At 70.5% G+C, this 17,561-nt stretch carries 15 protein-coding genes and 1 pseudogene; 9 read left to right on the top strand and 7 right to left on the bottom strand.

Annotation, left to right across the window (positions count from 1 at the left end; genetic code table 11):
- A pseudogene (locus tag V6M57_RS09205) lies at positions 1-167 on the bottom strand (helix-turn-helix domain-containing protein); the annotation flags it as partial.
- A 499-nt stretch (positions 168-666) separates the two neighbouring features.
- Here V6M57_RS09205 and V6M57_RS09200 point away from each other — a divergent pair.
- Together V6M57_RS09200 and V6M57_RS09195 are read left to right on the top strand one after the other, a co-directional pair.
- Entirely contained in the window at positions 667-846 is a 180-nt protein-coding gene (locus V6M57_RS09200; RefSeq protein WP_332814684.1) for a hypothetical protein, read from the top strand.
- Positions 847-878: 32 nt separating this feature from the next.
- Complete coding sequence (locus V6M57_RS09195; protein WP_332814683.1) at positions 879-1,097, top strand: DUF1059 domain-containing protein; 219 nt, start codon at positions 879-881, stop codon at positions 1,095-1,097.
- Positions 1,098-1,181: 84 nt separating this feature from the next.
- On the opposite strand, the gene V6M57_RS09190 is transcribed toward V6M57_RS09195, so the two are convergent.
- Together V6M57_RS09190 and V6M57_RS09185 are read right to left on the bottom strand one after the other, a co-directional pair.
- Positions 1,182-2,228, bottom strand: a complete 1,047-nt coding sequence (locus V6M57_RS09190; protein ID WP_332814682.1) for a mechanosensitive ion channel family protein — start codon at positions 2,226-2,228, stop codon at positions 1,182-1,184.
- Between the two features lie 176 nt (positions 2,229-2,404).
- Complete coding sequence (locus tag V6M57_RS09185; RefSeq protein WP_332814681.1) at positions 2,405-3,883, bottom strand: NAD-dependent succinate-semialdehyde dehydrogenase; 1,479 nt, start codon at positions 3,881-3,883, stop codon at positions 2,405-2,407.
- 146 nt (positions 3,884-4,029) lie between these two features.
- On the opposite strand from V6M57_RS09185, the gene alaS reads away from it, so the two are divergent.
- Both alaS and V6M57_RS09175 read left to right on the top strand, forming a co-directional pair.
- Positions 4,030-6,651 carry an alanine--tRNA ligase gene (gene alaS, locus V6M57_RS09180; protein ID WP_332814680.1) on the top strand — a complete coding sequence of 874 codons (2,622 nt, stop codon included), beginning with the start codon at positions 4,030-4,032 and terminating at the stop codon, positions 6,649-6,651.
- A gap of 23 nt (positions 6,652-6,674) precedes the next feature.
- Complete coding sequence (locus tag V6M57_RS09175) at positions 6,675-7,178, top strand: hypothetical protein (protein WP_332814679.1); 504 nt, start codon at positions 6,675-6,677, stop codon at positions 7,176-7,178.
- Positions 7,179-7,217: 39 nt separating this feature from the next.
- Here the strand turns inward: V6M57_RS09175 and trmB are convergent, their stop codons facing one another.
- From trmB to V6M57_RS09155, 4 genes are all read right to left on the bottom strand, one after another.
- The gene (gene trmB, locus V6M57_RS09170) at positions 7,218-7,988 is read right to left on the bottom strand and encodes a tRNA (guanosine(46)-N7)-methyltransferase TrmB (protein WP_442968800.1); all 771 of its coding nucleotides are present in this window, start codon (positions 7,986-7,988) and stop codon (positions 7,218-7,220) included.
- Positions 7,933-8,814: a tRNA glutamyl-Q(34) synthetase GluQRS gene (gene gluQRS, locus V6M57_RS09165; protein WP_332814677.1), complete on the bottom strand. Its 882-nt coding sequence runs from the start codon at positions 8,812-8,814 to the stop codon at positions 7,933-7,935. Before gluQRS ends, trmB begins: the two co-directional genes overlap by 56 nt.
- A gap of 7 nt (positions 8,815-8,821) precedes the next feature.
- Positions 8,822-9,901 (bottom strand): NAD(P)/FAD-dependent oxidoreductase, encoded by a 1,080-nt coding sequence (locus V6M57_RS09160; protein ID WP_332814676.1) that lies wholly within the window; start codon positions 9,899-9,901, stop codon positions 8,822-8,824.
- Positions 9,902-10,153: 252 nt separating this feature from the next.
- Entirely contained in the window at positions 10,154-11,104 is a 951-nt protein-coding gene (locus V6M57_RS09155) for a LysR family transcriptional regulator (protein WP_332814675.1), read from the bottom strand.
- A gap of 112 nt (positions 11,105-11,216) precedes the next feature.
- On the opposite strand from V6M57_RS09155, the gene V6M57_RS09150 reads away from it, so the two are divergent.
- From V6M57_RS09150 to dnaE, 5 genes are all read left to right on the top strand, one after another.
- On the top strand, positions 11,217-11,918 hold the full coding sequence (locus V6M57_RS09150) for a pirin family protein (protein ID WP_332814674.1): 702 nt from the start codon (positions 11,217-11,219) through the stop codon (positions 11,916-11,918).
- A gap of 90 nt (positions 11,919-12,008) precedes the next feature.
- Positions 12,009-12,458 carry a DoxX family protein gene (locus V6M57_RS09145; protein WP_332814673.1) on the top strand — a complete coding sequence of 150 codons (450 nt, stop codon included), beginning with the start codon at positions 12,009-12,011 and terminating at the stop codon, positions 12,456-12,458.
- A 33-nt stretch (positions 12,459-12,491) separates the two neighbouring features.
- Complete coding sequence (locus V6M57_RS09140; protein ID WP_332814672.1) at positions 12,492-13,049, top strand: flavodoxin family protein; 558 nt, start codon at positions 12,492-12,494, stop codon at positions 13,047-13,049.
- A gap of 3 nt (positions 13,050-13,052) precedes the next feature.
- Positions 13,053-13,943 carry a pirin family protein gene (locus tag V6M57_RS09135; protein ID WP_332814671.1) on the top strand — a complete coding sequence of 297 codons (891 nt, stop codon included), beginning with the start codon at positions 13,053-13,055 and terminating at the stop codon, positions 13,941-13,943.
- A gap of 23 nt (positions 13,944-13,966) precedes the next feature.
- A complete protein-coding gene (dnaE, locus tag V6M57_RS09130; protein WP_332814670.1) occupies positions 13,967-17,482 on the top strand; it encodes a DNA polymerase III subunit alpha in 3,516 nt (1,171 codons plus the stop codon).
- Positions 17,483-17,561: the final 79 nt, after the last annotated feature.

Below are 17,561 nucleotides of genomic sequence, written 5' to 3'. Positions count from 1 at the left end.
ACCGCCATCACGGCCGCCGTCCTCGTCTCCACCCCCAGCTTCTCGTAGATGTGCTCCAGGTGCTTGTGCACCGTGCGCGGGCTGATCGCCAGCAGGGCTGCGATGTCGGCGTCGGTCTTGCCGCACGACAGCCAGCGCATCACGTCGTCCTCGCGCCGCGTGAGTTGCCGGGTGCGGATCGGCGACGGCGCTTGCGGGCAGGCCGAGGCGGTCAGCGCCATACCCCCGTTGCGCCGGGCCTGCCCGTAGAGGTAGCCCAGGTGGGGACGCAGCAAGGCGAGCCGCTCGTGGTCGCGCTCGCTGAAGGCCGGGCAGCGGCGCCGCAGGACGAGCCAGAGGCGCTTCGGCCCGCCGGCCGGAAGCAGCATGGAAGCGGCCGAGGGTGCGCCGGGGTCCTCGTCGCCGGTGACCAGCGCGGCTGCGTCGCAGGGAATGAATGCAGCCAGGCGCTCGACCGTGGCCTGCAGCAGGCGCGGCACATCGACGGCGGCCTGCTCCAGCTCGACGAGCAGCGCGAGCGCCGATGCGTAGTCGTTGCGGCTGAGATGGCTCAAGGTGGGCCTCCGGACGGCTTGTACGCATTCCGTCGTATGGAGCCGCGCGCCGGGCCGCGCCACGATGCGCGGCCGAGAAACCAGTATAGGCAGCCGCACCCAGGAGCAGGACATGGCCGTCGACGAGTCGAAACCGAATGTGTGCATGGGGGACGTCGTCCGCGATGCGGGCGCCGTGATGCATGCCACGACGGTGGCGGGCGACCAGCTGCAGGGGCGCGAAGTGGCGATGCAGAGGGGCTTCGGTTCCTTCGGCCGCACGTCGCAGACGCCGTTCAACCCGATTTTCTAGGCACGCCCCGGAGCGGGCGAAAGGAGAGCGCCATGGCCAGACAGTACGTCGATTGCCGCGAGGTCCCGAGCGATTCCAACTGCACGGTGGCGATCGCAGCCGATTCGGAAAAGGAATTGCTCGAGGCGGCCGTGCAGCATGCCGTCGCCGTGCACGGACACACCGATACGCCGGAGTTGCGGCAGATGATCGCGGGAGCGATCAAGGCCGGCACGCCGCCGATCGAAGCGCCGGTGCAGCAAGCGGCCTGAAGAGGGCCAGGGGCCGGCGGCGTCACTGGCCCTGGAAATAGCAGGGGGCACCGCCGGTGCCCCCTGTCCTGGCGAAGAAGGGCGTCAGCCCTCCGACGGGTGCCGCGGCGACGACGGCGTCGGGTACATCTGGTCGCGTCCCTCCGGCTGTGGAGCGCCTGCGCCGCTGCGCGGGCCGCCGTCGGTCGGGTATTGCGGGCCGCCCTGGCCGGTGCGGCTGCCTTCGGCGCCGCCCCCGCCCGAGCCATAGCTGCCGCCGCCTTGCGAGCCGCCTCCGTAGTCGCCCGGCGATCCACCCCCGTAGCTGCCACCCGGCGAACCGCCGCCATAGCCGCCGCCCGGCGATCCGCCGCCGTAGCCGCCCCCAGGCGTGCCGCCACCGCCCTGCATCCGCTCGCGCGCCATCTGTCCGCCGGCCTCGGCCGCATGGGCCAGTTGCGGCCCCTTCTCCTGGCCCTTGGCGTACCACTTGCTAAGGATCTGTCCGGCGGTCTCGCGCCCGCCCAGGCCGAACGCCAGGCCGAGGCCCAGCGCGATCGCGCCGACGAAGGCCATGAACAGCGTGTTCACCAGTGCGGTCGCGATGCCGATCTGGTTGACGGCCACCACGATGGCGAAGGCCCACACCAGCGCCGACGCGACCTTGGACAGCAGGTGGGCGTTGGTCAGCCCGGCTTCACCGGCGGCGCCGCGGACCAGGTTGCTCAGCGCCCGCGCCGCCAGCCCGCCGATCACCAGCACCACCAGCGCCACCACCACGTTCGGCAGCCACAACAGCAGGTCCTGCAGGACCTCGGAGACCGCCGGCAGGCCGAGTGCGTCGAAGGCCACCACCAGTGCGATCAAGCGGATGAACCACTTGACCACCAGGCCGATCAATCCGGACGAATCGGTGCCGGTGCCCATCTTGCGGACGAAGTCCGCCAGCCCGGACCGCTGCGACAGGTCGTTGAACTTCACCGCACGCAGGAGGGCGGCGACGCCCTTCTCCGCCAGCGAAGCGAGGAACCAGCCGACGATGAGGATGACCGCGAAGCCGATGATCTTGGGGATGGCCGAGAGGAACATGGCCATGGCAGCGGCCAGCGACGTCATCATCGCGTCGCCCCAGTCAGTGATGGCAGTGGGCATGGAGGCCTCCGGTGAGTTGTTGGAACGGAATGCTCCAGACTCTCCGGCGGCCCCATGCGCGCCCGGGTCAGCGCAGGTCAGTGCCTGCTGTAGGAAGCACTCCCCCCGGTGGCTGAGCGGGTCTTCCCCGACTCGGCGGTGGAGGCGCCCAGCCCCTGGCCCCTAGCCCGTAGCCCCTATCTCAGCACGTCCCCCAGGCAGAGGTACTTCATCTCCACGTACTCCTCGATGCCGTGGCTCGAGCCTTCCCGTCCCAGGCCGGACTGCTTGACGCCGCCGAAGGGCACGTGTTCGGTCGAGATGATCCCGGTGTTGATGCCCACCATGCCGTACTCCAGGCCTTCGCTGACGCGCACGATGCGGCCCATGTCGCGGCTGTAGAAGTAGCTGGCCAGGCCGAACTCGGTGTTGTTGGCGGCGGCTATCGCTTCCTGCTCGGTCTTGAAGCGGAACACCGGCGCCACCGGGCCGAAGGTCTCTTCCCGGGCGCACAGCATGTCGCCGCTGGCCTCGGCAATGACGGTCGGCTGGAAGAACTGGCCCTGCAGGCGCTGCCCGCCCACCACCACCTTGCCGCCCTTGGCCCGGGCGTCGTCCACGTGCTGCTGCACCTTGTCCAGCGCGGCCGGTTCGATCAGCGGCCCCTGCACCACGCCGTCCTCGAAGCCGTTGCCGACCTTGAAGCCCTTGACCCGGGCTGCCAGCTTCTCGACGAAGGCGTCGTAGACGCCCTCCTGCACGTACAGCCGGTTGGCGCACACGCAGGTCTGGCCGGCATTGCGGTACTTGCTGGCGACGGCGCCTTCCACGGCCGAGTCGAGGTCGGCATCGTCGAACACGATGAAGGGCGCGTTGCCGCCCAGTTCCAGGCTCAGCTTCTTGATGGTGGGCGCGCTCTGCGCCATCAGGATGCGGCCGACCTCGGTCGAGCCGGTGAAGCTCAGGTGCCGCACCACGTCGCTGGCGCACAGCGCCTGGCCGACCGCGATGCTGTTGGCGCTGTCGGCCGTCACCAGGTTGAGCACGCCGGCCGGGATGCCGGCGCGGATGGCCAGCTCCGCCGCCGCCAGCGCCGTCAGCGGGGTGAGCTCGGCCGGCTTGATCACCACCGTGCAGCCGGCCGCCATCGCCGGCGCCACCTTGCGCGTGATCATGGCGAGCGGGAAGTTCCAGGGCGTGATGGCGGCGCACACGCCGATGGGCTGGCGCAGCACCGTCAGCCGCTTGCTGTTGTCGTAGGAGGGCAGGGTTTCGCCGTTGACGCGCTTGGCTTCCTCCGCAAACCACTCGACGAAGCTGGCGCCGTAGGCCACTTCGCCGCGCGACTCGGCCAGGGGCTTGCCGTTCTCGGCCGTCATCAGACGCGCCAGGTCCTCCTGGTTCGCCATCAGCAGGTCGAACCACTTGCGCATCAGCGCGCTGCGCTCCTTGGCGGTCTTGCCGCGCCAGGCCGGCCAGGCGGTGTTGGCCGCGGCGATCGCCTGTTCGGCTTCGGCCGCACCCAGGTTGGCCACGTCGGCGAGGCGGGCGCCGGTGGCGGGGTCGTTCACATCGAAGCGGGCGGCTCCCTTGATCCACTGGCCGCCGATCAGCCCGTCGGTCTTGAGCAGGGAGGGGTCTTTCAGTTGCGCCAGCGGCGAGGTCTTCATGTCCATGGGGGTCTCCGTACTTGCTGGCGGCATTGTGCGCCGCCGGGCAAAGGCGCACGGCCGGGTGGGGCAGGCCCGGTGGCCGCCGCGACAGGCCCGGGCCGGGCGCCCCCAACTCATAAAATCACCGGTTTGCCCCTCCGCCCGCCCGTATGACCCCCCGATTCACCGTTGCCGACATCCGCAAGACCTTCCTGGACTTCTTCGCCAGCAAGGGCCACACGGTGGTCGAGTCCAGCCCGCTGGTGCCGGGCAACGACCCGACGCTCATGTTCACCAACTCGGGCATGGTGCAGTTCAAGGACGTGTTCCTGGGCACGGACAAGCGCCCCTACGTGCGCGCCGCGTCGGTGCAGGCCTGCCTGCGCGCCGGCGGCAAGCACAACGACCTGGAGAACGTGGGCTACACGGCGCGGCACCACACCTTCTTCGAGATGCTGGGCAACTGGAGCTTCGGCGACTATTTCAAGCGCGAGTCGCTGGTGTGGGGCTGGGAACTGCTGACCGAGGTCTACAAGCTGCCCCGGGAGCGGCTGTGGGCCACGGTCTACCAGGAGGACGACGAGGCCTACGACATCTGGACGAGGGTGATCGGCCTGCCGCCCGAGCGGGTGGTGCGCATCGGCGACAACAAGGGCGCGCGCTACGCCAGCGACAACTTCTGGATGATGGCCGACACCGGCCCCTGCGGCCCCTGTTCGGAGATCTTCTACGACCACGGCCCGGGGATCGCGGGCGGCCCGCCCGGCAGCCCGGACGAGGACGGCGACCGCTACATCGAGATCTGGAACCACGTGTTCATGCAGTTCGACATGCAGCCCGACGGCAGCGTCAAACCCCTGCCGGCCCCGTGCGTGGACACCGGCATGGGCCTGGAGCGGCTGGCCGCCGTGCTGCAGCACGTGCACAGCAACTACGAGATCGACCTGTTCGACACGCTGATCAAGGCAGCGGCGCGCGAGACCGGCTGCCCCGACCTGGAGAACCCGTCGCTGCGCGTGATCGCCGACCACATCCGCGCCACCGCGTTCCTGGTCAGCGACGGCGTGATCCCGGGCAACGAGGGCCGCGGCTACGTGCAGCGCCGCATCGTGCGCCGCGGCATCCGCCATGGCTACAAGCTCGGCTGCAAGCAGCCCTTCTTCCACAAGCTGGTGCCCGACCTGGTGGCGCTGATGGGCGCGGCCTACCCGCGCCTGAAGGCGGAGGCCGGGCGCATCGGCGAGGTGCTCCAGGCCGAGGAGGAGCGCTTCTTCGAGACGCTGGAAAACGGCATGGAGATCCTGGACGCCGCACTGGCCGGCGGCCAGCAGGTGCTGCCGGGCGAGGTCGCCTTCAAGCTGCACGACACCTACGGCTTCCCGCTCGACCTGACGCAGGACGTGTGCCGCGAACGCGGCGTGAGCGTCGACGTGGCCGGCTTCGATGCCGCCATGGACAAGCAGAAGGCAGCCGGCCGCGCCGCCGGCAAGTTCCGGATGGACCGGGCGCTGGAGTACACCGGCGCCGGCCATCCCTTCACCGGCTACGAGAAGCTGGAGGAGCCGGCCCGGGTGGTCGCGCTGTACCAGGACGGCACGCCGGTGCAGCAGTTGGCCGAGGGCCAGGCGGGCGTGGTCGTGCTCGACACCACGCCCTTCTATGCCGAGTCCGGCGGCCAGGTGGGCGACTGTGGCGTGCTCACCGCCGAGGGCCTGCAGTTCGGGGTGGAGGACACCCAGAAGATCAAGGCCGATGTCTACGGCCACCACGGCACCCAGACCCAGGGCACGCTGAAGGTCGGCGACGCCGTCACCGCGCGGGTCGACGTGGCGCGCCGCCGCGCCACCATGCGCAACCACAGCGTGACCCACCTGATGCACAAGGCCCTGCGCGAAGTGCTGGGCGCGCACGTGCAGCAGAAGGGTTCGCTGGTCGATGCCGACAAGACCCGCTTCGACTTCACCCACAACCAGCCGGTCACGCAAGACCAGGTGAGCGAGATCGAGCGCCGCGTCAACGCCGAGATCCTGGAGAACCGGCCGACCCTGGCGCGGGTCATGGAGATCGAGGCCGCCAAGGCCACCGGCGCCGTGATGCTGTTCGGCGAAAAGTACGGCGACACGGTGCGCGTGCTGGACATCGGCTCCAGCCGCGAGCTGTGCGGCGGCACCCACGTGCAGCGCACCGGCGACATCGGCCTGTTCAAGATCGTCGGCGAAGGCGGCGTGGCCGCCGGCATCCGCCGGGTGGAGGCGGTGACCGGGGCCAACGCGCTGGGCTACGTGCAGGAAGTCGAGGCCACGGTGCAGGGCGCGGCGGCGGCGCTGAAGTCGCCGGTTCCGGAGCTGCCCTCGCGCATCGGCCAGGTGCTCGAGCAGGTCAGGGCGCTGGAGAAGGAAGTCGCCCAGCTCAAGGGCAGGCTGGCTTCCTCGCAGGGCGACGAACTCGCCAGCCAGGCGGTCGACGTCAAGGGCATCAAGGTGCTGGCCGCCACGCTCGACGGGGCCGATGCCCGGACGCTGCGCGAGACCCTGGACAAGCTCAAGGACAAGCTCAAGAGCGCGGCCATCGTGCTGGCGGCGGTGGACGGCGGCAAGGTCCAGCTGGCCGCGGGGGTCACGGCGGACCGCACCGCCCGGGTCAAGGCCGGCGAGCTGGTCAATTTCGTCGCCCGGCAGGTGGGCGGCAAGGGCGGGGGCAAGCCCGACATGGCGATGGCGGGCGGCACCGATGCCGACAAGCTGCCGGCCGCGCTGCAGTCGGTCCAGGGCTGGGTGGCCGAGCGAGCCTGAGCCGAAAGCCCGATGATGGCGCCGTGAAGATACTGTCCCACATCTTCTCGGCGGTTCACGGCGTGATTGCGGTGCTGTTCGCGGTCGCGGCCATCGTGCTGGTCCTGATCGCCGTGCGCATTGCCTGGGCGGCGCTGGGCGACGGGCTGAATCCGGGATCGGCCCTGATCGTCATCGAAGCCCTGGGCCTGCTGGCGGCCGCGGTGGTGGCGCTGCAGATCTCCCAGACCGTGTTCGAAGAGGAGATCATCCGCGACGCGCAGATCAGCGCCCCCACCCGGGTGCGGCGCTTCCTGTCGCGCTTCCTGGTGGTCGTGGTGGTCGCCCTGGCCATCGAAGGCCTGGTGGCGGCCTTCAAGGCCATCCACGAGGAAATGGCCGAGCTGCGCTATGCGGCGGCGCTGCTGCTGTCCACCGCCGCCGTGCTGGCGGCCTGGGGCGTGTTCATCCGTCTGAACCGGGCCGCCGAGGAACTGGAGCCCGAAGCCATGGAGGAGGCGAAGCGGGAGGACCGCAAGCTGGGATAGATCCCCGCAATGACATGCGTCGGCAAGCCGGCCCCAGCCTCACACCCGACGGAACACCACGTCCCACACCCCGTGCCCCAGCCGCATCCCGCGCTGCTCGAACTTGGTCAGTGGCCGGTAGTCGGGCCGGGGTGCGAATCCTTCGGCGGTGTTGCGCAGCAGCGGCTCGGCGGACAGCACCTCCAGCATCTGCTGGGCATACGGCTCCCAGTCCGTCGCGCAGTGGATGTAGCCGCCCGGCTGCAGGCGCGAGGCGAGCCGGGCCACCAGCGCCGGCTGGATCAGGCGGCGCTTGTTGTGCCGGGCCTTGTGCCAGGGATCGGGGAAGAACACGTGCACGCCCGCCAGCGACTGCGGTGCCAGCATGTGCTCCAGCACTTCCACTGCGTCGTGCTGCACGATGCGGATGTTCTGCAGGCCCTGCTCGGCGATCCGCTTGAGCAGCGCTCCCACGCCGGGGTCGTGCACCTCGCAGCACAGGAAATCGGTGTCCGGCATCAGTGCGGCGATGTGGGCCGTGGCCTCGCCCATGCCGAAGCCGATCTCGAGCACCGTCGGGCCCTCGCGCCCGAAAGCCATGCGCAGGTCCAGCCGCCCGGGCCGGTATGGCACCAGGAAGCGCGGCCCCAGGGCTTCCAGGGCGCGCGCCTGCCCCGTCGTGAGGCGGCCGGTGCGGCGCACGAAACTGCGGATGGCGCGGGGATGGGCCACGCCTTCGGGCGGTCGGCTGGCGGGGCGTTCGGGGTTGCCGGGTTCAGTCACCCGCGGATTGTAGGAACGGCCACTCGGCCGCCCAGGCCTGCAGCGCATCGGCCGGCCGGCCGTCACGCGCGCCCAGGCCCAGCCGCTGTGCGGCCTCGTTGAGTGCCCGCATCGGATCGCGCAGGTCCAGCGCCTGCGCCCCGTTCTGCTTGGACAGCTTCTCGCCGTTGGCGCCCAGCACCAGCGGGGTGTGCAGGTAGCCCGGGGTGGGCAGGCCGAGCGCGCGCTGCAGCACGATCTGGCGCGCGGTGTTGTCCGCCAGGTCTTCGCCGCGCACGACCTGCGTGATGCCCTGTGCGGCGTCGTCCACCACCACCGCGAGCTGGTAGGCCCACGGGCCGTCGGCGCGCTTCAGGATGAAGTCACCCACCTCGTGAGCGACGTCCTGCTGTTGCTGGCCGAGCCGGCGATCGGTCCAGTCGACGATGCCGTCCGGTACGCGCAGGCGCCACGCGCGCGCGCTGCGCCCATGCAGGCCGTCGCGGCAGGTGCCGGGGTACGGCGCTTCCCGTCCGCGCCGGCGCGGGCGCCCCTGCGCAGCCAGGGCTTGCTCGATGTCCTTGCGCGAGCAGCCGCACGGGTAGGCCTGGCCGCCGGCCACCAGCCGGTCGAGCGCCGCCTGGTAGTGGCCGCCGCGCGCGGACTGCCACACCGGCGCTTCATCGGGCAACAGCCCGCAGGCGGCGAGCTGGCGCAGGATTTCGTGGTCGGCGCCCGGCACGCAGCGTGGCGTGTCCACGTCCTCGATGCGCACCAGCCAGCGCCCCCGGTGCCGGCGCGCGTCCAGCCAGCTGGCCAGCGCGGCCACCAGCGAGCCGGCATGCAGCGGGCCGGTGGGCGAGGGCGCGAAACGGCCGCGGTACGGCGCGTCCATGGCGGGATCAGGCCAGGGTGGCGGCCAGCGCGAGTTCCAGTCCCGACACGAACGCGTGCTCGACGCGCTGGCCCAGGCACCAGTCGCCGCACAGCCCCAGCCGCACCTGCGGGTCCCACAGGTGCGGGCGGCCGAGCGGCCGCAGCGTGCGGGAGTAGCGCCAGCGCCGCACCTCGGCGTGGGCCGGCTGCGCCCGGATGCCGGTCACCTCGGCAAAGGCCTTGAGCAGCTTGGCCTGGACGCGCGGCTCGTCGTCGGCCAGGTGCTCGGTGGACCAGTTCGCGCTGGCCTGCACGGTCCAGCGCTCGACCGGCCCCCGGCCCGGCTTGGACGACTCGCGCGCCAGCCAGGCCACGCGGTGGTGCGTGCTGCGCGCAGCGTTCCACTGCGGGCCCAGGTGGGCCAGCCCGGGCTGCAGCGCCTGCGGGAAGGCCAGCATCAGGGTCCAGCAGGGCGCCATCTCGACCGACGCCAGCCGCTCGACGAACACCGGCGCCAGGCGCGAGCGCTCCAGCAGCGTGGCCGCATGCGGCGCGGGCATGGCCAGCAGCACGGCGTCGAAACCGGGGTAGACGTGGGCCGTCTCGTGCGGCCCGCTGGTGCGCAACTGCCAGCGGTTCGCGTCCAGCGCATCGGGCTCGATGCGGTCCACGCGCGTGAGCAGCAGCAGGGCTTGCGCGTCCACCAGCGGTTGCGCCCAGGCGCGCGGCAGCGCTTCCATGTCGGGCGCGCCCACCCAGTGCGGCTCCAGCTCGGGCCGGGGCGCTTCGATCACCCGCCCGAGCGGATCGAGCACGCGCACCGCCGTCGCGCTCCAGCGCCGGCGCGCCTGCGGGGTGGTGTCCAGCGCCTGCTGGAAGCGCGGGTCGCGGACGGTGAAGAACTGTGCGCCGCAGTCGAAGCTGCCGAAGGGCGTGTGGCGCGTTCCGATCCGCCCACCGACGCTGCCGGACTGCTCGATGACGGTGACCCGGTGGCCGGCCTGCAGCAGCGTGCGAGCGCACGCGATGCCGGCCAGGCCGGCGCCGATCACGGCGAAGTGGGAGGGGGCAGACTTGCGTGATGTCGGCGGGCGGGCGGCGGGCATTGCCCCGATTGTCGCTCGGCGGCAGAGCCGGCGGATCCTGCCTGCTGGGCGGAAGCCGGGAACCATCTCCTGGCGCCTGAACGCCGCGGCGCGTGTTCGGCGCGCGGGAGATGGATTGCGGCTCGAGGCCGCAATGACACCGGTCTTGCCATTCCGGCGCAAGCCGGGGATCCATCTCCTGGCGCCTGAATGCCGCGGCGCGTGTTCGGCACGCGGGCGATGGCTCGCGGCTCGAACGCCGCCATGACACGATCACCCCACCCGCAGCCCGCTGTGCCGCTCCAGCAGGGCCATGCGGGTGGCGGCGCTTTCGAGTTGCTTCAGCCACCACTGCAAGCCGCGGCCGGCGCCGAGCGGGCCACTTTCGCGCCAAGCGTAGCTGAGGCGCACCAGCCGGGCCGGCCGGCGCACCTGCTTGATCACCAGCCGGCCGGTCTCGATCAGGGGCCGCGCCATCGGCTCGGGCAGGAAACCCACGCCCAGGCCGCGCACCTGGGCTTCGAGCTTGCTGGACATGGTGGGGACCGTCAGGACGTCCTGTCCGGCCAGCAGGCCGAGCGTCAGCCCGTCGCCGCGGCGCACCGAATCCGCGACGGCCACGGCGCGATGCCGGACCAGCACGTCGTCGGTGACCGGCTCCGGCAACGACGCGACCGGATGGTGCGGGGCCACGGCAAATACAAAGGGCAGCTCGCCCAGGCTGCGGCTCATGAGACCGGTCATGGTGCCGGGATCCAGCGGCACGCCCAGGGCCAGGTCGGCGCCGCCCGTGACCAGCGCGTCCAGCGTGCCCGACAGCGCCTCGTCCAGCAGCCGCAAGCGGGTGTGCGGCGCGACTTCGAAGAAGGCCTGTGCCAGTTCCATGACGGTTCCGCAGGCGATCACCGCATCGACGGCCACGGTGAGCTGCGACTCCCAGCCGGTCGCGACGCGCCGCACCCGGTTGGCCACGGCATCGACTTCGCCCAGCAGCCGCTCGCCCTCGCGCAGCAGTTCGGCCCCTGCGTCGGTCAGCCGCGCCTGCCGGGAGGCACGGTCGAACAGCAACGCGTCGAGTGCGTCCTCGACCTGCCGGATCCGGTAGGTCACGGCGCTGGGCACCAGGCCGAGTTCACGCGCGGCGCCGGCGAAGCTGCCGGCCCGTGCCACCGCCTGCACCAGCGCCAGCGCATCGGGCGTGAGGACTTCGCGGGGGGTGGCCATGGCTTGCGTTCAGTTTTTTTGAATGATGCCATCAAAGCCGCCTCCTGCATGGCGGCGCGACCGGCACCTACATTGACGGGAACCGAGGAATCGCAAGCTAAAGGAGCAAGCCATGCAGACCGTTCGCCGATCGCAGGACCGCGGCCATGCCGACCATGGCTGGCTGGACTCGCGCCACAGCTTCTCGTTCGCGAACTACTACGACCCCGAGCACATGGGCTGGGGCAACCTGCGCGTCATCAACGAGGACCGCATCGCCCCCGGCACCGGCTTCGGCACGCACGGGCACCGCGACATGGAGATCATCAGCTACGTGCTGCAGGGCAACCTCGCGCACAAGGACAGCATGGGCAACGTCAAGGGCATCCCGCCCGGCGACGTGCAGCGCATGAGCGCCGGCACCGGCGTGATGCACAGCGAGTTCAACCATGCGCCGCAGCAGGTCACGCATTTCCTGCAGATCTGGATCGAGCCCGACGTGACCGGCATCGCGCCCGGCTACGAGCAGAAGAGCTTTCCGGACGAGGACAAGCGCGGGCGGCTGCGGCTGGTCGCCTCGCCCGATGCGGCCGAGGGCTCCGTGAAGATCCATGCCGACGCCCGCGTCTACGCCGGCCTGTTCGACGGCGATGAAGCTGCCCAGCTCGTCCTGGCGACTGGCCGCAAGGCCTACGTGCACGTGGTGCGCGGCGACGTCGAAGCCAACGGCCAGCTGCTGCATGCGGGCGACGCGCTGATGCTGGACCGGGAACCGCTCGTCCAGGTTCGCCAGGGCCGCCAGGCCGAGGTACTGGTCTTCGACCTGGCGCCGTAAGCAACACCGGACGGCGGGTCGCAAGGCCCGCTGCCGGCCTGTCGTGGGCGGGTTGCCCACAAGTTCAACCTGCAAGAAAGGAAATCAGCCATGGCCACCCTCACCCACGACGGGCGCAGCGCCGCCCTCGTCCAGAACCCCGTCTACGACAGCGCCGCGCTGCTCGGGCGCATCCTGCTCGCCTGGATGTTCGTGCCGGCCGGCTGGGGCAAGATCGGCGGCTTCGGCGGAACGGTGGGCTACGCCACCTCGGCGGGCCTGCCCCTGCCGGAAGTCGGCGTTGCCATCGCCCTGGTCATCGAACTGATCGGCGGTCTGATGCTGCTGGTGGGCTTCGGCACCCGCTGGGCCGCGCTCGCGCTGGCGATCTTCACCGCCGTCGCCGCCTTCTTCTTCCACAATTACTGGGCGTTGCCGGCGGACCAGCAGATGGTGCAGCAGCTCATGTTCGGCAAGAACATGGCGATCACCGGCGGCCTGCTGGCGTTCTTCGCTTTCGGCGCGGGACGCTTCAGCCTCGACGGGCGCCGCCGCGACTGACGGCCCCCGGGCTGCCGTCGGCCCGGCCTTCCCATGCCCATCGTGGTCATCTACCACTCCGGCTACGGCCACACGCAGCGCCAGGCGCAGGCGGTGGCCGACGGCGCCGGGGCGCGGCTGGTCGCGATCGATGCCGACGGCAACCTGCCCGAAGGCACGTGGGAGGAACTGCAGGCCGCCGATGCCATCGTGTTCGGCTCGCCCACCTACATGGGCGGGCCGAGCTGGCAGTTCAAGAAGTTTGCCGACGCGACTTCGAAGGCCTGGTTCGCCGGGGCCTGGCGCGACAAGCTGTTCGCCGGCTTCACCAGCAGCGCCAGCGTCATCGGCGACAAGACCGCGACGCTGAACTACTTCTTCACGCTGGCCATGCAGCATGGCGGTGTGTGGGTCGGCACGGGGATGCTGCCGGCCAATGCCAAGGCCGCGACGCGCAACGACCTCAACTGGGCCGGCGTGTGGAGCGGTGCCGCGGCCACCACGCCGATCGACGCCTCGGCGGCCGAGATGGCCCAGGGCGACCTGGGATTCGCGTTCGAGTTCGGCCGGCGCGTGGCCCAGGCGGCGGCGCGCTGGTGCCGCAAGGAGTGAGCGATGGAAGCCGAAGCGATCGCGGGGCGCGAGAAGGACATTGGCGGCGGTTTCATCGTGCGCCGCGTGTTGCCGGCCTTCCGCCGGCGCAGCGTCGGGCCGTTCGTCTTCTTCGACCACTTCGGCCCGGTCACCGAGCATCCCGGCGAGAACCACGACGTCCGGCCGCATCCGCACATCGGGCTGGCCACGGTCACCTACCTGTTTGAGGGCGCGATGATGCATCGCGACAGCCTCGGCAGCGTGCAGCTGATCGAGCCGGGCGCCATCAACTGGATGACCGCGGGGCGCGGCATCGTGCATTCCGAGCGCAAGCCCGGACACCTGCGGGAGCAGGCCCATGTCAACCACGGCCTGCAGCTGTGGGTGGGCCTGCCGGCGGAGCAGGAGGAGGCGGCGCCCTCGTTCGCGCACACGCCGGCTGCGGACATCCCGGAAGCCGCGGCAGGCGACGCGCGCGTTCGCGTGCTGGTGGGCGAGGCCTTCGGGCAGCGCTCGCCGGTGGCGGCCCTGTCGCCGACGCTGTACCTGGACGTGGCTTTCGCAGCCGCGGGTGCTTTCGAGTTGCCGCCGCTGGCCGCGGAGCTGGCCGTGTACCCGATTGGCGGCGAGCTGCGGCTGGCCGGCGAGGCGATGGCCCCGCACCGCATGCTGGTGCTGGCGCCCGGGCGTCGCGCGCTCGTCGAGGCCCCGGGCCCGGCGCGCTTCGTCGTGATCGGCGGCGAGCCGCTGGGGCACCGCTTCATGTTCTGGAACTTCGTGTCCAGCCGCCGCGAGCGGATCCTGCAGGCCAGCGAGGACTGGGCCGCCCAGCGGTTCGGATCGGTGCCGGGCGAGACCGATTTCATTCCCCTGCCACCGACGAAATTCACGCCGGCGGAGCCGATGTCCTAGCGCGGCTTCCTACAATCGGGCGCATGTTCGTCCACCTGCGCCTGCACACCGAATTCTCCGTCGTCGACGGCACCAACCGGGTCGACGACATCGTGAAGGCAGCGGCTGCCGACGGGCAGCCGGCGCTGGCGATCACCGACCTGAACAACCTGTTCGGGGCGATCAAGTTCTACAAGGCCGCGCGGGGTGCCGGCGTCAAGCCGCTGGTGGGCGCCGAGCTGCTGCTGCAGGGCCTGGGCAGCGATGCCCAGGCATTGTCGCGGCTGCTGGTGCTGGTGCAGAACCGCGCCGGCTACCTGAACCTGTGCGAGCTGCTGGCCCGCGCCTGGACGCAGAACGTGGTGCGGGCCCAGGGCGTGTGCAAGCTCGAGTGGCTGCGCGAGCTGGGCGAGGGCCTGATCGTGCTGTCGGGCGCCCAGGCCGGGCCGGTCGGCCAGGCGCTGGTGCAGGGCGACACCGCCCGCGCCAGCCAGGCGGCGCTGGAACTGGCCTCGATCTTTCCCCACCGCTTCTACCTGGAACTGCAGCGCGCCGGCCGGGCCGACGACGAAGCGCACGTGGCCGCGGCCGTGCAACTGGCCGCCAACCTGCACCTGCCGGTGGTGGCTTCGCACCCGGTGCAGTTCACCACGCGCGACGACTACGAGGCGCACGAGGCGCGCGTGTGCATTGCCGAAGGCGAGATCCTCGGCAATCCGCGCCGGGTGCGCAGGTTCACGCGCGAGCAGTATTTCAAGCCGTCGGCGGAAATGGAGGCGCTGTTCGCCGACGTGCCTTCGGCCTTGGCCAACACGCTGGAAATCGCGCGGCGCTGCAACCTGGTGCTGGAACTGGGCAAGCCGCGGCTGCCCGACTTCCCGACGCCCGACGGCATGCCGATCGAGGAGTACTTCCGCATCGCGTCGCGCCAGGGACTGGAGGAGCGGCTGCAGCAGTTGTACCCGGACCCGGCAAAGCGGCAGAAGGAGACGCCGCGCTACGTCGAGCGGCTGGAGTTCGAGATCGGAACCATCCTCAAGATGGGGTTCCCCGGCTACTTCCTGATCGTGGGCGACTTCATCAACTGGGCCAAGAAAAACGGCTGCCCGGTGGGGCCGGGCCGCGGCTCCGGTGCCGGCTCGCTGGTGGCCTATGCGCTGAAGATCACCGACCTGGATCCGCTGCAATACAACCTGCTGTTCGAGCGCTTCCTCAACCCCGAGCGGGTGTCGATGCCCGACTTCGACATCGACTTCTGCCAGAGCAACCGCGACCGGGTGATCGAGTACGTGAAGGGCAAGTACGGCCGCGAGGCGGTCAGCCAGATCGCCACCTTCGGCACCATGGCCGCGCGCGCGGCGATCCGCGACGTCGGCCGGGTGCTGGACATGAGCTACACCTTCTGCGACGGCATCAGCAAGCTCATCCCCAACAAGCCGGGCATGTCGGTGACGCTGCAGTACCCGCCGGAGCCCAAACGGGAGGGCGACAAGAACAACTACGCCATCGAGATGGAGCCCGTCCTGGCCGAGCGCATCCGCAAGGAGGAGGACGTGCGCACGCTGGTGGAGCTGGCGCAGAAGCTCGAGGGCATGACCCGCAACATCGGCATGCACGCCGGCGGCGTGCTGATCGCGCCGGGCAAGCTGACCGACTTCACGCCGCTGTACCAGCAGCCGGGCAGTGAATCGGCGGTGAGCCAGTACGACAAGGACGACGTCGAGGCTGCCGGGCTGGTGAAGTTCGACTTCCTGGGGCTGGCCACGCTCACCATCCTGGAGATCGCCAAGGAGTTCATCCGTGCGCGCCACAAGGGGCAGGAGGACTTCGCCTTCGAGAAGGTCCCGCTGGAGGACGCCGAGACGTACAAGCTGTTCGCCGACGGCAGGACCGAGGCGGTGTTCCAGTTCGAATCGCGCGGCATGCAGGGCATGCTGCGCGACGCGCGGCCGACCCGGCTGGAGGACCTGATCGCGCTGAACGCGCTGTACCGCCCCGGGCCCATGGACCTGATCCCCAGCTTCGTCGCCCGCAAGCACGGGCGCGAGGAGGTCCAGTACCCGCACCCGCTGGTGGCCGACATGCTCTCCGAGACCTACGGGATCATGGTCTACCAGGAGCAGGTGATGCAGACCGCGCAGATCCTGGGCGGCTACACGCTGGGCGGCGCCGACCTGCTGCGCCGGGCGATGGGCAAGAAGAAGGCCGAGGAGATGGCGCAGCACCGCGAAATCTTCCGTGCCGGCGCGGCGAAGAACGGCATCGCGCAGGACAAGGCCGACGAGATCTTCGACCTGATGGAGAAGTTCGCCGGCTACGGCTTCAACAAGTCGCACGCGGCCGCCTACTCGCTGCTGGCCTACCACACCGGCTGGCTGAAGGTGCACTACACGGCGGAGTTCTTCTGCGCCAACATGACCGTGGAAATGGACAACACCGACAAGCTCAAGGTGCTGTTCGAGGACGCGGTGAAGAACTTCGGGCTGGCGTTCGAGCCGCCCGACGTGAACCGCGGCGTCTACCGTTTCGAGCCGATCTCGGACAAGGTGATCCGCTACGGCCTGGGCGCCGTCAAGGGCACCGGCCAGCACGCGATCGAGGCGATCGTGCGGGCGCGCGAGGAGGGCGGGCCCTTCACCAGCCTGTACGACTTCTGCGTGCGGGTGGACCGCACCCGCATCAACAAGCGCACGGTGGAAGCGCTGATCAAGGCCGGTGCGTTCGATTCATTGCAACTCAACCGTGCCTCGCTGGTCGCGTCCATCGACCGCGCCTTCGAGTTCGCCGCCGCTGCCGAAGCCAACGCCAACCAGGGCGGGCTGTTCGACACGGGCGATGCCTACGGCGCCAGCACGCAGGAGCCGGACCTGGTCGAGGCCACGCCCTGGGGCGTGCGCGAACGCCTGTCGCTCGAGAAGACGGCCATCGGCTTCTACTTCTCCGGCCACCTGTTCGACGAAGTGGCGCTGGAGGTGCGGCGCTTCGCGCGCACGCCCATCGGCGACCTGATCGACAGCCGCGAGCCGCAACTGCTGGCCGGCATCGTCAGCGACCTGCGGGTGATCAACGGCCAGCGCGGCAAGCTGGCGCTGTTCAAGCTCGACGACAAGTCCGGCACGCTCGAGGCCACCGCCGACGAGGCGGTGATCAACGCCAGCCGGGGGCTGCTCAAGGACGACGAGCTGGTGATCGTGCAGGCCCGACTGCAGCCGGACCGCTTTTCCGGGGGGTTCCGCCTGTCGGTCCAGCAGGCCTGGGACCTGCCGACGGCGCGCTGCCGCTTCGGCAAGTTCGTGCGCGTGCAGGTGGACCGCCGCAACGGCGCCGCGCCGCCGCAGGTGGACCGCCTGCTGTCGCAGTTCCCGGCGCTGCAGGTGACGACCGAGGAGGGCGACACGCTGCACCGTGGCCTGGGCCTGCGGCTGTCGCTGGTCTACCCGGCCTTTACCGCCGAGGACAAGGTGCGCCTGGACGACCGCAAGTTCTTCCCCAGCGATGCCGCGCTGGCCAGCCTGGTGGCGCAGGCGGACGGGGGCCAGGCGCAGGTGGTGTACGACTGACGCGTGCGCAGCCTCGTGTCATTGCGGGCTTGGCTCCCTGCCTGTCATTGCAGGCTTGACCCGCAATCCATCACCGGAA

Origin of the sequence: Ramlibacter sp., assembly GCF_036676645.1 — a bacterium.
Taxonomy (GTDB): domain Bacteria; phylum Pseudomonadota; class Gammaproteobacteria; order Burkholderiales; family Burkholderiaceae_C; genus Ramlibacter.
This window is presented reverse-complemented; position numbering and strand designations above follow the sequence as displayed.